The 20,437-nt window shown below is 64.7% G+C and carries 20 protein-coding genes and 1 tRNA gene; 8 read left to right on the top strand and 13 right to left on the bottom strand.

Annotation, left to right across the window (positions count from 1 at the left end; all coding sequences use genetic code 11):
- Positions 1 to 40: 40 nt before the first annotated feature.
- Positions 41 to 409 carry an AprI/Inh family metalloprotease inhibitor gene (locus KSS95_RS10090; RefSeq protein ID WP_225935572.1) on the bottom strand — a complete coding sequence of 123 codons (369 nt, stop codon included), beginning with the start codon at positions 407 to 409 and terminating at the stop codon, positions 41 to 43.
- A gap of 57 nt (positions 410 to 466) precedes the next feature.
- Entirely contained in the window at positions 467 to 1,924 is a 1,458-nt protein-coding gene (locus KSS95_RS10085) for a serralysin family metalloprotease (protein ID WP_217853533.1), read from the bottom strand.
- Positions 1,925 to 2,366: 442 nt separating this feature from the next.
- On the opposite strand from KSS95_RS10085, the gene KSS95_RS10080 reads away from it, so the two are divergent.
- Together KSS95_RS10080 and KSS95_RS10075 are read left to right on the top strand one after the other, a co-directional pair.
- Positions 2,367 to 2,744, top strand: a complete 378-nt coding sequence (locus KSS95_RS10080) for a hypothetical protein (RefSeq protein ID WP_134693745.1) — start codon at positions 2,367 to 2,369, stop codon at positions 2,742 to 2,744.
- A 192-nt stretch (positions 2,745 to 2,936) separates the two neighbouring features.
- A complete protein-coding gene (locus KSS95_RS10075) occupies positions 2,937 to 5,084 on the top strand; it encodes a TonB-dependent siderophore receptor (RefSeq protein ID WP_217853532.1) in 2,148 nt (715 codons plus the stop codon).
- A gap of 159 nt (positions 5,085 to 5,243) precedes the next feature.
- Here KSS95_RS10075 and KSS95_RS10070 read toward each other — a convergent pair.
- Positions 5,244 to 5,333 (bottom strand) — tRNA-Ser (locus KSS95_RS10070).
- Positions 5,334 to 5,623: 290 nt separating this feature from the next.
- On the opposite strand from KSS95_RS10070, the gene KSS95_RS10065 reads away from it, so the two are divergent.
- The 3 genes from KSS95_RS10065 to KSS95_RS10055 all read left to right on the top strand — a co-directional run bounded on the left by KSS95_RS10065 (position 5,624) and on the right by KSS95_RS10055 (position 8,337).
- Positions 5,624 to 6,313: a crotonase/enoyl-CoA hydratase family protein gene (locus KSS95_RS10065; RefSeq protein ID WP_217853531.1), complete on the top strand. Its 690-nt coding sequence runs from the start codon at positions 5,624 to 5,626 to the stop codon at positions 6,311 to 6,313.
- A 228-nt stretch (positions 6,314 to 6,541) separates the two neighbouring features.
- On the top strand, positions 6,542 to 7,261 hold the full coding sequence (locus tag KSS95_RS10060; RefSeq protein WP_217853530.1) for a lysophospholipid acyltransferase family protein: 720 nt from the start codon (positions 6,542 to 6,544) through the stop codon (positions 7,259 to 7,261).
- A 104-nt stretch (positions 7,262 to 7,365) separates the two neighbouring features.
- Positions 7,366 to 8,337 carry a magnesium and cobalt transport protein CorA gene (locus KSS95_RS10055; protein WP_134693741.1) on the top strand — a complete coding sequence of 324 codons (972 nt, stop codon included), beginning with the start codon at positions 7,366 to 7,368 and terminating at the stop codon, positions 8,335 to 8,337.
- A 47-nt stretch (positions 8,338 to 8,384) separates the two neighbouring features.
- Here the strand turns inward: KSS95_RS10055 and KSS95_RS10050 are convergent, their stop codons facing one another.
- Entirely contained in the window at positions 8,385 to 9,119 is a 735-nt protein-coding gene (locus tag KSS95_RS10050; RefSeq protein ID WP_217853529.1) for an amidotransferase, read from the bottom strand.
- Positions 9,120 to 9,646: 527 nt separating this feature from the next.
- Between KSS95_RS10050 and KSS95_RS10045 the strand changes: the two genes are divergently transcribed.
- A complete protein-coding gene (locus KSS95_RS10045; RefSeq protein ID WP_217853528.1) occupies positions 9,647 to 10,453 on the top strand; it encodes a cytochrome c in 807 nt (268 codons plus the stop codon).
- Between the two features lie 148 nt (positions 10,454 to 10,601).
- Here the strand turns inward: KSS95_RS10045 and KSS95_RS10040 are convergent, their stop codons facing one another.
- The 4 genes from KSS95_RS10040 to KSS95_RS10025 all read right to left on the bottom strand — a co-directional run bounded on the left by KSS95_RS10040 (position 10,602) and on the right by KSS95_RS10025 (position 13,952).
- The gene (locus tag KSS95_RS10040; RefSeq protein ID WP_217853527.1) at positions 10,602 to 10,934 is read right to left on the bottom strand and encodes a ribonuclease E inhibitor RraB; all 333 of its coding nucleotides are present in this window, start codon (positions 10,932 to 10,934) and stop codon (positions 10,602 to 10,604) included.
- A 185-nt stretch (positions 10,935 to 11,119) separates the two neighbouring features.
- On the bottom strand, positions 11,120 to 11,356 hold the full coding sequence (locus KSS95_RS10035) for a hypothetical protein (protein ID WP_217853526.1): 237 nt from the start codon (positions 11,354 to 11,356) through the stop codon (positions 11,120 to 11,122).
- Between the two features lie 141 nt (positions 11,357 to 11,497).
- Positions 11,498 to 13,573 carry an LTA synthase family protein gene (locus tag KSS95_RS10030; protein WP_217853525.1) on the bottom strand — a complete coding sequence of 692 codons (2,076 nt, stop codon included), beginning with the start codon at positions 13,571 to 13,573 and terminating at the stop codon, positions 11,498 to 11,500.
- A 187-nt stretch (positions 13,574 to 13,760) separates the two neighbouring features.
- The gene (locus tag KSS95_RS10025) at positions 13,761 to 13,952 is read right to left on the bottom strand and encodes a PLDc N-terminal domain-containing protein (RefSeq protein WP_217853524.1); all 192 of its coding nucleotides are present in this window, start codon (positions 13,950 to 13,952) and stop codon (positions 13,761 to 13,763) included.
- A 125-nt stretch (positions 13,953 to 14,077) separates the two neighbouring features.
- Between KSS95_RS10025 and KSS95_RS10020 the strand changes: the two genes are divergently transcribed.
- A complete protein-coding gene (locus KSS95_RS10020; RefSeq protein ID WP_217853523.1) occupies positions 14,078 to 15,016 on the top strand; it encodes a ZIP family metal transporter in 939 nt (312 codons plus the stop codon).
- Between the two features lie 642 nt (positions 15,017 to 15,658).
- Here the strand turns inward: KSS95_RS10020 and KSS95_RS10015 are convergent.
- The gene (locus KSS95_RS10015) at positions 15,659 to 16,189 is read right to left on the bottom strand and encodes a hypothetical protein (RefSeq protein ID WP_217853522.1); all 531 of its coding nucleotides are present in this window, start codon (positions 16,187 to 16,189) and stop codon (positions 15,659 to 15,661) included.
- A 61-nt stretch (positions 16,190 to 16,250) separates the two neighbouring features.
- Entirely contained in the window at positions 16,251 to 16,772 is a 522-nt protein-coding gene (locus tag KSS95_RS10010) for an ankyrin repeat domain-containing protein (RefSeq protein ID WP_217853521.1), read from the bottom strand.
- Positions 16,773 to 17,054: 282 nt separating this feature from the next.
- Here KSS95_RS10010 and KSS95_RS10005 point away from each other — a divergent pair, with 282 nt between their 5' ends.
- Positions 17,055 to 17,327 (top strand): DUF3509 domain-containing protein, encoded by a 273-nt coding sequence (locus KSS95_RS10005; protein ID WP_134693732.1) that lies wholly within the window; start codon positions 17,055 to 17,057, stop codon positions 17,325 to 17,327.
- A 78-nt stretch (positions 17,328 to 17,405) separates the two neighbouring features.
- Here KSS95_RS10005 and KSS95_RS10000 read toward each other — a convergent pair whose 3' ends face one another.
- The 3 genes from KSS95_RS10000 to aroC all read right to left on the bottom strand — a co-directional run bounded on the left by KSS95_RS10000 (position 17,406) and on the right by aroC (position 20,310).
- On the bottom strand, positions 17,406 to 17,942 hold the full coding sequence (locus KSS95_RS10000) for an oxidase (RefSeq protein WP_217853520.1): 537 nt from the start codon (positions 17,940 to 17,942) through the stop codon (positions 17,406 to 17,408).
- Positions 17,942 to 19,096, bottom strand: coding sequence for an MFS transporter (locus tag KSS95_RS09995; protein WP_217853519.1), 1,155 nt, complete (start codon positions 19,094 to 19,096; stop codon positions 17,942 to 17,944). The genes KSS95_RS10000 and KSS95_RS09995 overlap by 1 nt, the downstream gene beginning before the upstream one ends.
- Positions 19,097 to 19,224: 128 nt before the next feature.
- Entirely contained in the window at positions 19,225 to 20,310 is a 1,086-nt protein-coding gene (gene aroC, locus KSS95_RS09990; RefSeq protein WP_217853518.1) for a chorismate synthase, read from the bottom strand.
- Positions 20,311 to 20,437 lie beyond the last annotated feature (127 nt).

Raw genomic sequence — 20,437 nt, 5'->3', positions numbered from 1 at the left:
GCCCTTGTTTACCTGAAACTTTTCAAGTTTCAGGGCGGGGTTATTTGGCCTGGCGCTGGAGCACCAGTTGGGTACCGTCCGGACGGGTCCAGGCATAGTGCCCGCCGTCACGGCTGAAGTGCACCACGCTGCTGCCGTCCCCGCCCACCAGGGCCAGGGTGTCGGGCGTTACCAACCAGCTGCCGGGGCGCAGGCCGAGCAAGTCCCTGGCGCAATCCAGGTCGCCTTCTATCTCGCCTTCGCTGGCGCCCAGGTGCAGGTTGCACGCCTGCGCCTGTTGCGCATCGGGATAAAGCGTCCAATCACCGGCCAGTTGCGCGGGGTTGGGGAGTAACAGGCTGCTCGCCATAGCTACCTCGGTCATTGCCATCAGGGTCATCGCGCCCAGCGCGATCGTTCGCACAGTCATGTTCATTCACCGGCCTCGTCGGCAAAAGGGGCAGCGCAAGCGCCGCCCCCTGTTGCATCAGACCACGATGTCGGTGACAGCGGCCTGGCCAACGGTGGTCACCAGGAAGTCAGCCGAGCTGTTTCCGGTGAAGTCGATGGACAGGCTGCCCAGGTTGGTGGCCTGGTCGTAGGTCAGCAGCGCTTCGCCGGCATGGCCGGTGAAGGCGTTGACGAACTGCAGCGGCAGCTTGTTCACGGCAAAGGCCGAGATGGCCGACAGGTCGATCTTGTCCACACCCGAGGTGAAGTCCATGATCCGGTCCGGCGCCGCCTTGCTCGAGTCGCTGATGGCCGCGTAGACGAAGGTGTCCGCGCCAGTGCCGCCCCACAGCTGGTCGGCACCGCCACCGCCGTAGATGATGTCGTTGCCGGCACCACCTTTGAGCACGTTGGCCAGCGCGTTGCCGATCAGCAGGTCGTTGCCCGAGCCGCCGATGGCGTTCTCGATGGTCACGCCCTTGGCGATGGACACGTTGCCGACCATGCCGCCCACGTCGGAGAACGACGCTTCGTTGAGGTTGATCTTCTGGTTCTGGGTGAAGCCGGAGAAGTCGAAGGTGTCGTTGCCGCCACCGTCCCACACCGAGAACACCAGCTTCGACGAGGCCGAAGTGGCCGAGTAGAAGTCGCGGTCAGCGGTGGAGTTGAAGCCGTAGGTGGTGTCGCTGGCACGGGTGGCGTAGTTGGCGCCGTAGAGCTTCTGGATCGCCAGGATGTCATCCATCAGCGGGGCCGAGGCGTAGTACTGCCCGCCGCCCTTGACGAAGTTCTGGCCGTTGTTGCTTTCGCTCCAGTAGCTCATGACGCTGTAGCCGCGGGTGTCCTGGGCGTAGTCGGCGTCACGGTAGGTCGGGTTGCCCTGGCCGGCGTTGTAGTCGCCGGGGTGGGACAGGCCGAGCACGTGGCCGATTTCGTGGGTCAGGGTCTGGCGGCCGTAGTTGCCGGTGCCTGGGGTGATGTTGACCTGGTAGCCGCTGTTGATCAGGTACCAGGACTCACCCTTGTGCGAACCGGGCATGTCGAACGGCAGGTAGGCGAACGCCGCGCCGCCGTTACTGGCGCTGAAGTTGCCGAAGGTCATGTGACCGTCGCCACCCGAGGCCGCCTCGGTGAAGGTGACCTTGGCCACGTCCGCCCAGGACTGCATGGACAGCTTGGCCTGCTCTTTCTGCAGGTCGCTGAACTGGCTGAAAGTACCGAGCTTGCGCGCGGTGAAATCGCCAGGCGCCTTGGTCAGGAAGGTGTAGCTGAGGCTGATGGTGCCGTCCTTGTTCAGGTCTTTCCAGGCAGCGCCGTCACGCAGGAGGTGATTGGCAGCCTGGTCGGCCGTGAAGGACTTCTTGCCGTTGATGTTCGCGCCACCACGATCGTACTGGTGGGCAAAACTATCGATCAGGCCATAGGACGCACTCGGGCCTTTCGGCTGCAGTGCGGAGACGGCCGATGCAATAGCGTTTTCTTTGACTTTCGACATGCAGGTTACTTCCTTGTTTAACAAAAAAGCCATTGATGTCAGACAGGCGTTCTTGCACCTGGCGAGAACGTCCTGTCACTCGCCCTTATGAGGCGCAAAAAAACTGACACAAAATGAAACTTGATGTCCAGCCTTTTTTGACGTCATTTTTTCGTTTTCGAAAATTAATCTGCGCCGCACTAATTTGCACAAACTGCGATGGATCAGCCGCAACACCTGAAAGCATTAGTTCCAGTCATGGACGGTGACTTATTTATATAACCAATCGAAGTTTAGTTATGAAAACGCGACTTGCACCTGGTGTTCATTCGCGCCCCTTCGTCTTGGCCCAACGCATGCGACCACGGGTCACACGACCCTCCGTCGCCTGGCCGTTGACTTGCCGGCGTGCCGGGCGCTCAGTAGGCGTTGGTCAAAAGCCCCTTCCTGACAGGACGACACAATGACAAGACTCACGGTGCAATCCGGCGATTTCTTGCAAGGTGAAGGCGAGTATCGCAATGGAGCGCTCACTCTCAAGACCCCACGCAGCCCCTCGCCTGGCGAGCGCATCTCGCTGACGCGGATCCAGGACCTGAAGCTGGCCAACCTTGAAACCACCCGCAGCCTGGGCAGCGCCTTGGGTTGGGGGGTGGCCGGCGCGCTGGTGGCCGGGCCGGTCGGCCTGCTCGCCGGCCTGCTGCTCGGCGGCAAGGAGGACGAGGTGACCTTCCTCGCCACCTTCAAGGATGGCCGCAAGCTGCTGGCCATCACCGACGGCAAGACCTGGTCGAAGATCGACGACAGCTGGCGCCGCCACCAACGGCCTGTCGCGGCCTGAAGCACGGCTCGCGTCGTTCGTATTCACAGTATTGGCCTTTCGCCGGCACGCCGGCTCCTACAGCGATCGTGCCGACGCCATGATTGCCGGAGCAGGCTTGCCCACGATTGCGATGGCACTGTCACTGCCCCCCTGAAAGGCCCGGCAGCCTGCTACCATGGCGCCCTTTTGCCCGCCCGACAGGAGCCCCGCATGACCCCGCTTCGCCCTCGCCTGCCCCTTGGCCTGCTCGGCCTGGGCCTTGCCCTGCACAGCGGCCAGGGCCTGGCCGCCGACAGCGTGACACTGGCCCCGGTGCGCATCTCTGAAGTGCAGGACAACAGCGGCTACCAGGCACGCGAGGCCCAGGTCGGCGGCCTGCACACCGCGCCGCTGCTCGATACCCCTGCCGCGGTCAGCGTGTTCAACCGCCAACTGCTCGACGACCGCCAGGTGCGCAAGCTCAGCGAGGTCCTGCACAGCGATGCCTCGGTAGGCGACAGCTATGCGCCGGTCGGCTACTACGAGAACTTCAACGTGCGCGGCTTCGAGCTCAACGCCGCCAGCAGCTACCGGATCAACGGCCAGACCATCGCCGGCGAGCAGAACGTGGCGCTGGAGAACAAGCAGCAGGTGGAACTGCTCAAGGGTTTGTCCGGGCTGCAAAGTGGCGTGTCGGAGCCTGGCGGCCTGGTCAACTACGTGACCAAGCGCCCGGAAGACGTGCGCAGCCTCAGTGTGTCGAGCAACGAGCAGGGCGAGCGCTACCTGGCCACCGACCTGGGTGGCTGGTTCGGTGCCGAGCGCCAGTTCGGCCTGCGCCTGAACCTGGCCCATGAAGACATCCGCGCGTATGTCGACCATGCCGACGGCAAGCGCGACTTCGCCGCCCTGGCCTTCGACTGGCAGATCAACCCCAACGCGGTGCTGGAACTGGACGCCGAATACCAGCACCGCGAGCAGTTCTCGGTGCCGGGCTACCAACTGCTCGGCGGCACGCAACTGCCCCATGGCGTCGACCCCAAGGACCACCTGGCCTGGCAGCAATGGGCCAAGCCGGTGCAGAACGACTCGCTGAACCTGGGCGGGCGCTTCAAGTACCAGTTCAACGACAGCTGGAACGGGACCTTGAGCGCTTCGCGCAGCAAGGTGGTGATCGATGACTACAGTGCGTTTGCCTGGGGTAGCAATGGCGGCTGGGACGCCCATTTCAGCCCGGAAGGCAACTATGACATCTACGATTTCCGCAGCCCGGACGATACCCGCCGCATCGACGAGGCCCAGGCCATGCTCGACGGGCGCTTCGATGCCTTCGGCGTGGCTCACGCGCTGACCGTGGGGGCCAGCGCCCAGCGCCGCACGCTTGACCAGCGGCCGGGTTACAACCAGCTGCTGGATCCAACTCAGCCCGGCAACATCTACACCGGTACGCCAGCACTGGCGCCGTCCGACCTACCGATAGGCCATAGCGAACGCCGCCTGGATAGCCGCCAGTACGGCCTGTTCCTCAGCGATCGCATCACCTTCAACGACAACTGGCAGACCGTGATCGGTGCCCGGGAAGTGCGCCTGGACGAAAGAACCTGGAACCAGGATGGCGTTGCCGGCCGCCACACCCGGCAGTACCAGTTGCTGCCCAATGCCGCGCTGATCTACAAGCCGCAGCCTGATACCACGCTCTATGCCAGCTATTCGAAGGGAATCTCCGCTGGCGGTACCGCGCCATGGTACGCCAGCAACAAGTTCGACATTCTCGCCCCCACCCTGTCGCGCCAGCTCGAAGTCGGCATCAAGCGTGACTGGCAAGGCATGAGTTTCAGCGCCGCGCTGTTCCAGATCCGCCAGGCCTATCAATACGCCCGCCCCGACGAGGGTGGCGGCTTCACCTATGTGCAGCAAGGCCAACAGAAAAACACCGGCCTGGAACTCGGCGCCAGCGGCTGGGTCACCTCGAAGCTGCAGATCCAGGCCAGCGCCGCGGCGATCCGCGCCCGGGTGCAGGACAGCGGCACCGAGGCCTACGAAGGCCACCAGGCGATCAACGTGCCGCGCCTGCGCGCCGCGTTGCAGGCCGACTATGCCCTGCCCGTGCCCGGCCTGGCGCTGCTCGGCGGTGCCCGCTACAGCGCCAGCAAGTACGCCAGCCAGGCCGGCAATGTCGAGGTGGGGGGCTACACCGTGTTCGACATCGGCAGCCGCTACCGCACCCAGATCGACGGCTACGACACCGTGCTGCGCCTGACCGTGGACAACCTGTTCGACAAGCGCTACTGGCGCGACGTAGGCGACTACCTGGGCGACAACTACCTGTTCCAGGGCGCGCCGCGCACGGCCAGGCTGTCGGCCTCGGTCAACTTCTAAGGGCGCTTGCTCCTGCAGGCGCCAGCCTTGCTGGCGAACCAGGCGATGCGGGGTTGGGCACCGGCCACGCCGGTGTTCGCCGGCAAGGCCGGCGCCTGCGGGAGCGGCGAAAAACAAAAAGCCCCCGAACCTTTCGATTCGGGGGCTTCTCGTAGAATGTGGCGGTGAAGAAGGGATTTGAACCCTTGATACGATTTCTCGTATACACACTTTCCAGGCGTGCTCCTTCGACCACTCGGACACTTCACCGTTTTCTCTTCAAGCTGTTCAGCCTGTCGAGGCGCGCTAATTTAGTAGAAGCGTCTTTCTTTGGCAAGCATTTTTTTCAGAATTTTCATGCGCTTAAGCCAATCGCTGGAAAATCCCAGGCAATCAAGGCAATGCTGCCATTGTGCCCAGCGCTTTTCCCCGCGCCCAAGCCCCTGCCCTGTCGGCGCTAGGCATGGCGCCCGGACGCTGACCGACCAGTCAGTCTTCGCGCTTTACCTCGCCTCGCGGGCTGGGTAACGTCGTCGCCACGCCATCCAAAGGACTCCGCCATGAGCGAGCTGCTTACCTACCATGCCGAAGACGGCATCGCCACCCTGACCCTGAACAACGGCAAGGTCAACGCCATCTCGCCGGACGTGATCGCAGCCTTCAATGCCGCGCTGGACCGCGCGGTGGAAGAACGCGCGGTGGTGATCATCACCGGCCAGCCGGGCATTCTCTCCGGCGGCTACGACCTCAAGGTGATGACCGCCGGGCCCAAGGAGGCCGTCGGCCTGGTTACCGCTGGCTCCACCCTGGCCCGCCGCCTGCTGTCGCACCCGTTCCCGGTGATCGTCGCCTGCCCCGGCAACGCCGTGGCCAAAGGTGCCTTCCTGCTGCTCTCGGCCGACTACCGCATCGGTGTCGAAGGCCCGTACAAGATCTGCCTGAACGAAGTGCAGATCGGCATGACCATGCATCACGCCGGCATCGAACTGGCTCGTGATCGCCTGGGCCGTGCCGCCTTCCAGCGCTCGGTCAACAATGCCGAGATCTTCGACCCGCAGGGCGCCCGCGAAGCCGGCTTCCTCGACAAGGTGGTGGCGGCCGAGCAGTTGCAGGACGTGGCCCTGGCCGCCGCCCGCGAACTGAAGAAGCTGAACATGCTGGCGCACAAGAACACCAAGCTGAAAGTGCGCAAGGGCCTGCTGGAGGCCCTGGACGAAGCGATCCTGGTCGACCAGAACCACCTGGGCTGAGCCTTTGCGCAGGCTCCTCTGCAGGAGCGGCCTCGTGTCGCGAAAGGGGGGCGAAGCGCCCCCAGGAATCGAGCATCAAGCTGATATCGCCGGGGCCGCTTCGCGGCCCTTTGCGACCGGTCCGATGCCTCGGCAAGGCCGCTCCTAAAGCCATATGCCACACCAAGGTTTGCCCCAACCAGTGCACACCCGTACACTGCGCGGCGACTGTCTGGTGTGAGTCGTACCATGCTCTATCTGTTTCGCATGCTCCTGCTGGCGCTGCATTTCCTGTTCGTCGGCATCGCCGGCCTGGTGATCGGCCTGCTGCGCCCGTTCAACCCTGACAACAGCCGCCTGTTCGCGCGCCTGTACAGCGTGCCGGCCGCCTGGTTCATGCGCATCAAGGTCAAGGCCGAGGTCGGCCCGCTGTGGGACCAGCCGCCCGGCTGCGTGATCATCGCCAACCACCAATCCAACTATGACCTGTTCATCCTCGGCCAGGTGGTGCCGCGCCGCACCGTGGCCATCGGCAAGAAGAGCCTGGGCTGGATCCCGCTGTTCGGCCAGCTGTTCTGGCTTGGCGGCAATGTGCTGGTTGACCGCAACAACGCCTACCAGGCGCGCAAGGCCATGCAGGCCACCACCCGCACCCTGCGCGACGACACCTCGATCTGGATTTTCCCCGAAGGCACGCGCAACCCGGGTGAACAACTGCTGCCCTTCAAGAAGGGCGCCTTCCACATGGCGGTGGAGGCCGGCGTGCCGATCGTGCCGGTGTGCGTGAGCCGCTATTCGCAGCGCCTGGGCCTGAACAGCTGGCGCCAGCGCACGGTGATCGTCCGCTCCCTGGCACCCATCGCCACCGCCGGCCTGACCCAGCAGGACCTGCCGGCATTGATCGAGCAGTGCCGCAGCCAGATGCAGCATTGCATCGACCACATGGAAAGCGAAGTCACCAGCCAGTAACCGCTGGCCGGCACGCACCGCGCATTTCTTCATGCGCGACAGGTTGCCCTGCCGCGCGACACAGCCCAAGCTGTCTGGGTGTTCAACCAGACAAGCGGATAACCATGGGTCGAGTCGTCGCCGCGGCGGTGTACAGCGCCGGCAGGAAGGTCACCAACATCAGCCTCGATGAGGGCGCCGAATGGGCGCGCAAGCCCGGGCACTTCGTGTGGATCGGCCTGGAAGAGCCCAACGCCGAGGAACTGGCCAACCTGCAGCGCCAATTCGGCCTGCACGAACTGGCCATCGAGGACGCCCTGGAGAAGCACAGTCGGCCCAAGCTCGAGACCTTCGGCGACGCGCTGTTCATCGTCACCTACTCGCCAGTGCGCCACGAAGGCAAGCTCGAGTTCATCGAGACCCATATCTTCGCCGGCAACGGCTACATCATCACCTGCCGCAACGGCCACTCCAAGTCCTACGCCCTGGTGCGCCAACGCTGCGAAGCGCGCCCGCTGCTGCTCGAGCACGGCGAAGACTTCGTGCTCTACGCCCTGCTCGACTTCGTCACCGAGAACTACCAGCCGGTCAGCGAGGCCATCCACGGCGAGATCGAGGAGCTGGAGCAGAGCGTGCTGAGCAACTCGCTGCAGGAAGAGGACATCCAGCGCCTGCACAGCCTGCGCCGCGACATCCTGCGCCTGCGCCGCTACGTGGCGCCGATGGTCGAGGTCAGCGAAGAGCTGCAGCGCCTGAGCTTCCCGTTCATCGACAAGAACATGCGCCCGTATTTTCGCGATGTGCAGATCCACGTGACGCGGCAGATGGAAGACCTCGCCGGGATTCGCGACATCGCCAGCCAGACCATCGAGATCGGCATGTTGCTGGAGGCCTCGCGGCAAAGCATCACCCAGCGCAAGTTCGCCGCCTGGGCGGCGATCCTGGCGTTCCCCACGGCGATTGCCGGGATCTATGGGATGAACTTCCAGAACATGCCCGAGCTGGGCTGGCACTACGGCTATTTCACCGTGCTGGGGGTGATCGGGTTGGGCTGCTCGGGGCTGTACTACAGCTTCAAGCGATCGGGCTGGCTTTAGCGTTACCCCGTTCGCCAGCAAGGCCAGCCCCACCGGCGGCCCGAGGGTCACACCGCGCTATCGCCCGCCTTGGCCGGCTGCTGAATGAAGCGCAGCATCCACTCACCCACCAGATCGCCCTGGTGTTCGGTGGCCAGGCTGGCCACCGCCTTCGCGTACACCTCGTCCCCCAGCGCTGTCTGCCGCGCATCGAGCAATGCCCGCGAATAATCGTGGACGAACTCCGGATGCCCCTGGAAACACAGCACCTGGTCACCGATGTGGTACGCAGCGTTCGGGCAGAAATCGCTGGACGCGATTACCGTGGCCCCTTCGGGCAGCTCGGTAACCTGGTCCTGGTGGCTGATCAACAGGGTCAGCTCGGACACCTGCGGGTCCATCCACGGTGCATGGGCCGCCAGGCTGTAGCGGTGGATGCCCACGCCCCAGCCCTTGTCGGCGCGCTCGGCCTTGCCGCCCAGGGTCAGGGCCAGCAGCTGATGGCCGAAACACACCCCCAGCAACTTCTCGCCACGCTCGTAGAGCTTGAGCAGGTACGCCTTGAGGGTCTGGATCCACGGGTCGTCGCCGAACGAGTCGGCCTTGCTGCCAGTCACCAGGTACGCATCGAACCGTTCGTCCTCGGCCGGGTAATCGCCGTTCATCACGTTGTACACGTCAAACTCGGCGGCGATTGGCTGGCGCGAAAACAGCTGCTCGAACATCCTGCCGTAGCCCTGGTACTGCGCGATCAACTCCGGCCGCAGGACATCGGTTTCAAGGATGCAGATGCGTAACGACATAGGGGTAGTCCTGAACGACATGTGGGTGGGATTTGCTGTAGAGACTGACGCGAAAAACCAGTACAAGCAAGTAGGATATCCGGACGGACGGTAGGCCCTGTAACCCTCGGTAACCCTGGGCGCGCACTCGTCTAGCCCAAGTGCGCCAGCGGGGTGGCCAATGGCCTTTAAGCGTTCGGCAATTTGCCACTGTTTGCTTAGAACAAAGGGTTCTGAATCAGGGATGACGCGGGCCCTACTGTTGGTTGTATATCCAGACACACGAGGCAAGCAGGTTCGGCGCTTGACCAGGCCACTGCGATCGACCCGACGCGCGACAAGGAAGCCAAGGGTTATTCAGGAATAACAACAAGAAGGCGGTCCGCCATGTTCAGACAATCGAAAGTACGCCAAGCTGGGCTCATTCTCTTCGCCACGACGCTGCTGCTGATCCTGCCCAACCTTACCCGGCTGTTCGGTTGACACGGCAGTGGCCCTGGCCGCCCCTGCGCAGGTAATCTGCCGACCCTGACGGTTGGAGATTGCCCATGCGCCTGTGCCTCACCCTGCTCTGCCTGTTGTTCGCCTTGCCAGTGTCGGCGGCGCAACTGACCCTGACCCTCGAGGGTGGCAGCCGCCAATGGCACACCGCGCAACTGCTCGCCCACCCGCAAGCCCGCGACCTCGAGGTCGAACAAGACGTTGCCTACAAGCGCACCATGCACTACCGCGCCATCCCCCTGGCCGTGCTGCTCGACGGCGTGCAACCGGGCGATCACCTGCAGGCCGTGGCACTGGACGGCTTCGCCGCGGAAATGCCCGCCGGTCCCTTGTTGCAGGCGGGGCCGGCCCAGGCCTGGCTGGCCATCGAGGACCCCAGCCAGCCCTGGCCACCACTGGCCAAGGGCAAACCCGGGGCCGGGCCGTTCTACCTGGTCTGGCGCAACCCGCAGGCCAGCGGCATCCGCCCCGAGCAGTGGCCGTTTCAGATCGCCACCATTCGCCGGCTGCCGCCGGTCGAGGCGCGCTTTCCCGCCCTGCTGCCCGCCCCGGCACTGGCCGCCAACGACCCGGTGCGCCAAGGCTTTGCCCTGTTCCAGCAGAACTGCCTGGCCTGTCACCGGCTCAATGGTGCAGGGGATGCGCAATTCGGCCCGGACCTGAACCTGCCGCACAACCCGACCGAGTATTTCCAGCCGGCGTTCCTGCGCCAGTACATCCGCGACCCGCAGAGCCTGCGGCATTGGCCCCAGGCGAAGATGCCCGGGTTTGCCCCCCAGGTGCTGAATGAACAGGAACTCGACGCCCTGCTGGCCTACCTGGTGCACATGGCCGGGCGCAAGGTCCAGCCGTAGGCGCCTGGTTCGCCAGCAAGGCTGGCTCCTACGGGGCGGGGTGCGCCGCAAACGTGTAGGCGCCGGCTTGCCGGCGAACACCGGCATCGCCGGTGCCATCCACCACGCTGCCTGGTTCGCCAGCAAGCTGGCTTGTATGGGTGCCATCCTAGGCGATGGGCCGCTCCTGCTTGACGCCCCAGCCCTCGACCTCGCCGCCATAGGGCGACACGACCAGTTCGAAAGCCTGCTCGAAAGCGCCGATACCACCATGGGTGGCGTACATGACCTTGCTCAGCTCCAGGTGCCAGGCGCCGTCGTCACGCTCGCTCACCTGGGCGTTGAGCGACTCGCCGCGAAACTGCCCAGCCGCCCGGCGCGCACCGGCCTCGTCGGGGAACACGGCATAGAACTCGATGGGATGGATGCGGGTGAAATCGAAACCGCCAGCTTTCATCTGGCGCAGGACGCTGCTGCTGATATCGTCGTTCGAGCTGCTCATGAAACGTCCTCCTGCAAAGCAATGGATAGACTTTCCGTGCACAACGCACCTGCCTGGCAACAAGGTCATGCCTGACATTACGAGCGGATTGCGAGACGCGAATGTAAACGGCGGCGGCCCGCAGAGAAGACCGGCGCCTTATTGCAGCGTAGTGCCTGTGCAGGCACTACGCCAGACAGCGCGCTTCAGGGCGCTTCGCGGATGGTGGTGATGATCACCCCGCTCTGCTCCTTGAGCCAGCGCGCGGTGGGGGAATAACTGCGGTCCTGGAAGTCGTTGAGGTCCAGCTCGTCCATCAGTGGAAACAGCCGCGAGCGAATCGCCCGCGCGGCGTCTTCCTCGCTGGGGCGCTGCTCGGCGTTGAGCAGCAGGGTTTGCGGTTCGCCCTTCTGGTTGGCAAAGCTGACTTCCCACGCTTTCATCGATCAGCCCTCGCTGGAGACGGTGAATGACACTCCGTACTAGCTTGACCATGGGCAGCAGGCGATGTTCAGCCGGGTGCATCAAACCCCATGAAAAAAGCCCGCCGGGCAACGGCGGGCTTGTTCATGGCGGCGGCCAGCTTACTTCGGCGTGCCGTGGACGACACCGGCGGTGTTGTCCAGCAGGCTCTTGGTCGCGGTCTGGATGAACGCTTCGAGCTTTTGCAGCATCTGCGCCTGATCCGGGCTCTCGATCAGTTCGCCCTTGGGCTCGCGCCCCAGTTGGTAGCGGTACATCCGCGGTGTCATTTCCTTGGACTCGATGAGGATCCGGTCACCTTGCAGGAAACCGACCACCTGCTCGCTGCCCGACGGCTTGATCATGCCCTCGCCCGGATCGCCCGCCGGCAGGTTGAGCAGGTCACGGCCCCAGCACTGGTGGCGGGTCTGGCCACCGAGACGGCCCATGATGGTCGGCACGATGTCGACCTGCGTACCCACGGTGTGGTTGACCGCGCCAAACTTCTCCTGGATGCCCGGGGCGATCAGCAGCAGCGGTACATGGAAGCGTCCCAGGTCGAATTCGGTGATCTGCTGGTTGTTGCCAAAACCATGGTCGCCGACGATGACGAACAGGGTGTCCTTGAAGTAGGGCTCCTTGCGCGCCTTCTCGAAGAACTGGCCCAGTGCCCAATCGGAATAGCGCATGGCGGTCAGGTGCTCGTCAAGACGACCGTGGCCGGTGACCTTCTCCACTGGCAGCGCCTTGGGCAGCGCGTACGGGGTGTGGTTGGAGAGGGTCTGCAGCAGGGCGTAGATCGGCTTCTTGCCGTCGTGCTTGGCCAGCTCCTGGTTGCCGCGGTCGAACATGTCCTGGTCGGATACGCCCCAGGTGGGGTCGGAGAACACCGGGTCGACGAAGTCGTTGCGGCCGATGAAGGTGGTCATGCCCTGGTTGCCGAAGAAACCGGACTGGTTGTCCCAGGCGAAGTCGCCGTTGTACACGTAGACATCGTCGTAATCGCGGGCGCTGAGCAGTGCCGGCAGGCCAGACAGCTTGTGGCCGCCTTCCGGGGTCTGCATCAGGTATTCGAAGCCCGGCAGGTTGGGGAAGCAGGCCATGGTGGCGAACATGCCCTGGTGGGTATGGGTGCCGTTGGAGAAGAAGCGGTCGAACAGCAGACCTTCCTTGGCCAGCTTGTCGAAGTACGGGGTGATGTTGGCGTCGCTGCCCAGAGCGCCCACCGAGTGGCCGGCAAAGCTCTCCATGAGGATGACCACGACGTTCTTGATCGCCAGGGTGTTGGCCGCCGGCGGCACGAAGTCACGGCGCACCGCGGCCTCGTCGGCATCGACCAAGGTGTCGTTGGCGGTCAGCAGTTGCTCGCGTACGGTCTGGGTGGCCAACGGCTGCTCGAGCACGGGTTTCCAGATATTGGCGCGGTCCTCGCCGAAACGGCTCTTGGCCGCGTCGATCAGGGTCAGGGTGCCATTCAGGCCGAGCTGGTTGACGAAATTCGACTCGGTGGTGAAGGCATCGCCCCAGCGCATGGGTGGGCCCTGGCGCAGGGTACCGCGGGCGGCGACCACTGCCACCAGCAGCACCACCATGAACACCGCCAGGCGGCCATACCAGGGCGCGATCTTGCTGCCGACCACGGCCCGGGCGCTGCCGTTGCCGCGCGTCAGGCGGTCGATGCCCTTGAACAGCAGGCTCAACAACCAGGTGCCGAACAGCCAGGCCAGCAGGTAGCGGACCACCGGGAAGCCGTACCAGAGCATGCTCAGCACGGTCTTGGGGTCTTCCTTGATGTACTGGAACACCAGGCCGTTCAAGCGCTGGTGGAACTCGCGGTAGAAGTCCATCTCCATCAGGCCGAGGAACATCACCACGCTCGAGGTGATCGTCAGCCAGAACCGGAACAGGCCTCGACGGGCCATCAACCAGGGGCTGAGCAGCGCCAGCAACAGTGGGATGCTGATGTACACCACCACGCGCAGGTCGAAGCGCAAGCCATTGAGGAAGCCCTCGGCAACTGTGGCGTAGGGGGTTTCGCCGATCATGTCGCTGTTGTAGACCAGCAGCGCCAGGCGCACCAGGCTGAGCATCAGCATGATCACCAGGCCGCTGAGCAGCGTGTAGGCCAGGTGGGATTTCAGGGTCGGCGAGAACGAGCCTCGCACGTCCTGTTGCTTCAAGGCGTCCGTGTTAGCCATGAATGGAGAGGTCCTAGGATTGCGGTTTGCGGGAAGGCGAGATCGCCTACAGCCTCGGCGCCCAGGCAGCCGATGGCGCCGCGGGACCAAGGCCGCATTGTGCGGCGCGGATTTTCAAAAATCGAGTGTGAAAATTTTGTCGAGAGCAGCCTGCCCTTACAAAGTTAAACAGTTGCCCAGGCAGGCCTCAGATACGCACATTGCCCCGTGGCCCGGCGATGGCCCAGATGATCAGCCCCAGTACCGGCAACAGGACGATCAGCAAGATCCACAGCACCTTGATGCCCACCTCGGCACCGCTCTTGAGCACGTTGAGGATCGCCCAGATATCCAGGGCCAGAATGATCAGCCCGACCAGGCTATTGAAGGTAGAACCCATGTCGCAGCTCCCGTGCGATGTGCCTGGTGCACAGCATAGCGCCTATGGCGGCGATAGAAGGGAATCCTTGGCCAGCTGCGCAGGTCACTGGCTAGACTGCTGTCATTCATTGTTTCGAGGTCCGCATGCCCCCTGCCCACGCCCACAGCCCCGCCCCCCTGTCCCTGCTCAGCGCCTGGCGCCAACAGGCGCTGAGCACTCCCTGGCTCAGTGCCGGCCTGGCCCTGAGCCTGCTGGCGATCGTCGCCCTGTTGCTGGCGAGCATCTGGAACGCGATCAACGGCGACCACGCCGACAACCTGCACCTGGCCCTGCTCGGTGGTCTGTCCGGTTTCGGCGCCACGGCGCTGGGTGCGGTGCTGGCGGTGATCCTGCGCGATGTCAACGCCCGCAGCCAGGACGTGATGCTCGGCTTTGCCGCCGGCATGATGCTCGCCGCCAGTTCGTTTTCGCTGATTCTGCCGGGCCTGGACGCCGCCCGTGAAATCACCGGCAACGGCCCGGCGGCGGCTTTCACCGTGGTGCTGGGCATGGGCCTGGGCGTGCTGTTGATGCTCGGCCTCGACCGTTTCACCCCGCACGAGCATGAAAGCACCGGCCCTTGCGGCCCAGAGGCCGAGCGCCTGAGCCGGGTCTGGCTGTTCGTCCTGGCCATCACCCTGCACAACCTGCCTGAAGGCATGGCCATCGGCGTGAGCTTCGCCAATGGCGACATGAATATCGGCTTGCCGCTGACCAGCGCCATCGCCATCCAGGACATCCCCGAGGGGCTGGCCGTGGCCCTGGCCTTGCGGGCCACAGGGTTGTCGAACCTGAAGGCGGCGCTGGTGGCGATCGGCTCGGGGTTGATGGAGCCGCTGGGGGCGGTGATCGGCCTGGGGATTTCCACCGGCTTTGCCCTGGCCTACCCGATCAGCATGGGCCTGGCGGCGGGGGCGATGATCTTCGTGGTGTCCCACGAGGTGATCCCGGAAACCCACCGCAACGGGCATCAGACCGCAGCGACGCTGGGCTTGATGGGCGGATTCGCGGTGATGATGTTCCTCGATACCGCGTTGGGTTGAGCGCTATCCAGGCGATGACGGCAACGCCGCCCGGGGCTACCCACAGATACCGTAGAAACCGGCGTTGCCGGTGTCATGCACCGCGTCGCCTGCTTCGCCAGCAAGGCTGGCTCCTACAGGTGTTGCAGGCTGTAAGCGTTGTAGGAGCCGGCTTGCCGGCGAACACCGGCGCAGCCGGTGCCATCCTCCGCGTCGCCTGGTTCGCCAGCAAGGCTGGCTCCTACGGGTATTGCAGGCCGTACGCGTTGTAGGAGCCGGCTTGCCGGCGAACACCGGCGCAGCCGGTGCCATGCACCGCGTCGCCTGGTTCGCCAGCAAGGCTGGCTCCTACAGGTGTTGCAGGCCGTAAGCGTTGTAGGAGCCGGCTTGCCGGCGAACACCGGCGCAGCCGGTGCCATCCTCCGCGTCGCCTGGTTCGCCAGCAAGGCTGGCTCCTACGGGTATTGCAGGCCGTACGCGTTGTAGGAGCCGGCCTTGCCGGCGAACACCGGCGCAGCCGGTGCCATCCTCCGCGTCGCCTGGTTCGCCAGCAAGGCTGGCTCCTACAGGTGTTGCAGGCCGTAAGCGTTGTAGGCGCCGGCTTGCCGGCGAACACCGGCGTTGCTTGCTTCGCCAGCAAGGCTGGCGCCTACAGAACGTCATTCAGACGTGCAGCGCCACCTTCAGGGCTTCCAGCGCCGGCTCCACCTTGATGCCAACGGCCTCGCCCAACGCCAGTACCCGGGCCAGGTCGTTCTGCCCCACCATCACCATCTGCAACTCATCGTCGAGCAACTGGCTGAAGTTCAGCAGCACATAGCCGCCAGCCTCCTTGTTCAGCGCACCCATCTGCACCTGGATGCGATTGAGCGCGGTCAACGCCTCGGTGCGCGCCAGTTGCTTGGGCTTGAGGGTGAACGGCACGCTCTTGTCGAACGAGTCGCTGATCTGCTGGAACAGATCCTGGTAGCTGTCGGCCTGGAACAGCACGGTGTCCGGCAGGCTGCCGACCACCACCCATTCCCCCAGGGAAAACGGGAAGCTGTCGTCGTAGTTGATGTCGGGGTTGGCGGCCAGGAAGGCGGCGGGGTCGGCGTAGGCCTGGGCGGCTTCGGCGGCGATGCGCTCGATGTCTTCCTCGCGCATGCAGCCGGCACCGACGAGGCGGATGAATTCGAGCAACTGGTCTTTCATTTGGGGGCCCTGCGCATTGGCGTAAAAGGCGCCAAGGATAGCCGCAAACACCCCCGAACGGTTAGCCGCCAAGCGCCTCGAGGCGCTTGGCGGCATCGAGCGCGCCCATGGTGCGAGCCGCCATCAGCGCGGTGGCCCCGGCGGCGTCGCGGTGCGCCGGGTCGGCGCCCTGGGCCAGCAGGTAGTCGATGATCGCCAGGCGATTGAACATCGCCGCCAGCATCAAGGCGGTGCGGCCATCGGCGGCGGCGGCATCCACCGGCACGCCGTGTTCGAGCAATAGCCGGATCATCGCCAGGTCCCCCTTGAACGCCGCGCCGGCGATGGGCAACTGGCCGTTGTCGTTGGCGATCAACGGGTCGGCGCCCTGTTCGAGCAGCACGCGCACGGCATCGTGGTGGCCGTGATAGCTGGCCAGCATCAACAGGGTGTCGCCCTTGTGGTTGCGCAAGTCGGCCGGCAGGCCACTGGCGAGCAGACGCGCCAGCATGGGCGCATCACCGCGGCGGGCACGCTCGAAAACCTCCTCGGCGAAGGCAGCGGTTTGCTCGGCGGTCATGGTGGCGGGCTGTTGGTCGGACATCGGGAACCTCCTGGTAATGGCATGGGCCCAAGTGTTGGTCAGGCAGCGGCCGCGGGTCAAAGGTTCAGATTCTATGGGGTGCACAGAGCCAGGCTATCACCGCCAGGCTATCACCGTGCAAATTGCACTGTGCAAAATGCACGACCATGCACAATGCAATGGCAAACAATCCAAAACCAATCACAACTCATTGATTTATAAGTGTTTTTATACAAATAAAAACCTGGCATGGTCACTGCAACATTCAACTCACGTCTGCCCACACAACAGTCAGGAGTTGATATGGACCTCATCCAGGAAAAATTCGCCTCGGTGTTCGCCGCCTACCAGGTCGCCACCCAATCCCGCCCGGACGGCGGCGTCCTGCTGACCCTGCGCGCCGCCGACGGCGTGGTGACCCGCCGCGTGCTGTCGTACGCACAACTGCACAGTGCCGAACAGCTGTCCTGGGCCATCAGCGCCATTCGCCGCGACCTGGCCGAACAAGCCAGCGAGCTGCCCGTGATCTCACGCCTGCAAAGCCAGCAGCGCTTCGCCCTGCCAACCTATCGCTGATCGCGGCCCCCCTTCGCGGGGCGCTCCCCGGCCACCAAGGGACTGAGTGGCAGAGGAGCGCCCCGCGAGCCAATTCCCTCAGAGCTCATCGAGCCCCAGAAACTGCCGGGCACTGGCATCACCGGTAAAGCGTGGCTGCGCCCCGGCTTCGCTGGCGAACAGGCGCAGCGCCAGGCAGAACGGGTTGTCGCCCAGGTCCAACCAGCGGCGGGTAGCGGCGGGCACAACCAGCATGTCGTCCTTTTCGCAAAGCAGCGCGTAGACGAAGCCACCCAGGCGCAGGCTGACTTGGCCGCGACCGCTGATCACCGCGAACACCTCCTCGCTGTCATGCACATGCTCGTCGCGCAGGTCGGCCTGGCCCGCTGCCTGGCCGTCACGGCTGAACACGGCGAAGCTGGCGCTGCCATGCTCGGTCATCAAGCGGTCCAACGGTTCGCGGCAGGCGTCCAGCACTTCCTGGGTGCTGCTGCCCGGGCGCAGGCGCACGCCGGGCTGCCAGCGACCGAAGCGCACGCCCTGTTCGGCCAGGGTCGCGGCGATGTCCTCGTGGTGGGTCAGCACCTTGTGCGGCAGGTCCGGGCTGGAGGGGTCGAATACGCTGAGGATGCTCATCAGGTGGATTTCCTGCTTTCTTCAAGACAAAGGGCAATGATAACGGCTGCGGCCAGCGCCGCGACGCTGGCCATACCAAAGGTGAAGTGCGGGCCCAGCAGTTTCCAGCTGTAGCCCGAGTACAACGCGCCCAGTGCACCGCCAGTACCCGACAACGCCGCGTACAGCGCCTGGCCCTGGCCTTGCTGGCGGGCGCCGAAGCTGGCCTGGACGAAGGCGATGCTGGCGGCGTGGAAGCAACCAAAGGTAGCCGCGTGCAGCACCTGGGCGAACACCAGCACTGCCGGTACATCGGCCAGGGTGCCCAGCAGCAGCCAGCGCAACGTGGCCAGCAGGAAACTCGCCAGCAGCACCCGGCGCACCGAGAAGCGCGCGAAGATTCGGCTCATGGCCATGAAGACCAGCACCTCGGCCACCACCCCCAGCGCCCACAGCAGGCCGATGGCGCCACGGCTGTAGCCCAGGTGCTCCAGGTGCAGGGTGAGGAAGGTGTAGTACGGCCCATGGCTCAGTTGCATCAGCGCCACGCAGGCATAGAACGCCAACACCCCAGGCGCCCTTACCTGCTTGAGAAAGCCCCCGGCTGCGCGCCGTTCGGCATGTTCAGGTGGCTGCGCGTTGGGCACCCACAGGCTGGCGACGACGATCCCGGCCATGATGGTCACCAGGGCCACCGGGTAGATGTCCAGGCTCAGCCATTCGAACAACCGGCCCAGGCCGACCACGGCGAGGATGAACCCGATCGAGCCCCACAACCGCACCTGGCTGTAGCGGGCGGTCTGGCCGTGCAGGTGGGCCAGGGTGATCACCTCGAACTGCGGCAGCACCGCGTGCCAGAAGAACGCGTGCAAGGCCATCACCAGCGCCAGCCAGGCGTAGCTCTTGGCAATGAAGATCAGCGAGAAGGCCGCCAGGGTCGCCAGCGCGCCCAGGCGCACGATCAGCAGGCGCTGGCCGCTGCGATCACCCAGCCAGCCCCACAGGTTGGGTGCCACGCAGCGCATCAGCATGGGGATGGCCACCAGCTCGCCGATACGTGCCGGGGAGAAACCCAGGTGGTCGAAGTACAACGCCAGGAACGGCGCGGTGGAGCCGAGCAGGGCGAAGTAGAACAGGTAGAAGCTGGAGAGCCGCCAGTAGGGAATCGGGAGCATGCTTCAAGCCCGTGAGGGCGCTGCGCGCCCCTTTCGCGACACAAGGCCGCTCCCACAGGATTCGCATGCATCCTGTGACAGCAGCCTTGTGTCGCAATGGGCCGCAAAGCGACCCCAGGATGATTCGCTCAACGCAAGACCGGCGTGTCTACTCGAACCTCGGCATTCTGCGCCCGATGGCGCAGCAGGTGGTCCATCAGCACGATGGCCATCATCGCCTCGGCGATCGGTGTGGCGCGGATGCCCACGCACGGGTCGTGGCGGCCCTTGGTGATGACCTCGACCGGCTTGCCGTCGACATCGATCGAGCGGCCCGGGGTGGTGATGCTCGAGGTCGGCTTGAGCGCCAGGTGGGCGACGATCGGCTGGCCCGACGAGATGCCGCCGAGGATGCCGCCGGCATTGTTGCTGAGGAAACCGTCCGGGGTCAGTTCGTCACGGTGCTCGGTGCCGCGCTGGGCGACGCTGGCGAACCCGGCGCCGATCTCCACGCCCTTGACCGCGTTGATGCTCATCAGCGCGTGGGCAAGCTCGGCGTCGAGGCGGTCGAAGATTGGCTCGCCCAGGCCAGGCATCACGCCTTCGGCGACCACGGTGATCTTCGCCCCGACCGAGTCCTGGTCGCGGCGCAGCTGGTCCATGTAGGCTTCCAGCTCCGGCACCTTGCTCGGGTCGGGGCTGAAGAAGGCGTTGTCCTCCACCGAGTCCCAGCTCTTGAACGGGATCTCGATCGGGCCGAGCTGGCTCATGTAGCCGCGCACGCGAATGCCCTGGGTGGCCAGGTACTTCTTGGCGATGGCGCCGGCGGCCACGCGCATGGCGGTTTCCCGTGCCGAGCTGCGGCCGCCGCCACGGTAGTCGCGGATGCCGTATTTGTGGTGATAGGTGTAGTCGGCGTGGGCCGGGCGGAACAGGTCCTTGATCGCCGAGTAGTCCTTGGACTTCTGGTCGGTGTTGCGAATCAGCAGGCCGATCGAGCAGCCGGTGGTACGCCCTTCGAACACCCCGGACAGGATTTCCACCTCATCCGGTTCCTGGCGCTGGGTGGTGTGCCGGCTGGTGCCGGGCTTGCGCCGGTCGAGGTCGTGCTGCAGGTCGGCCAGGGAGATGTCCAGGCCGGGCGGGCAGCCGTCGACAATGGCGACCAACGCCGGCCCATGGCTTTCGCCAGCGGTGGTGACAGTGAACAGCTTGCCGTAGGTATTGCCGGACATGGACGCTCCGCGAATCAGCCTGAGGTGAACGAAAGCGCCAGTATACGGAAATCCGCGGGGCTGTGGTTGCCTGCACCGGCCTTATCGCGGGGCCAGACCGCGCCCACCAGGGCCCCTGGGCTCAAGG

Origin of the sequence: Pseudomonas muyukensis (assembly GCF_019139535.1) — a bacterium.
In the GTDB taxonomy this organism is placed as follows: Bacteria; Pseudomonadota; Gammaproteobacteria; order Pseudomonadales; family Pseudomonadaceae; genus Aquipseudomonas; species Aquipseudomonas muyukensis.
The sequence above is the reverse complement of the archived record's forward strand: the minus strand, read 5'-3'. Positions and strand labels throughout refer to the sequence as shown.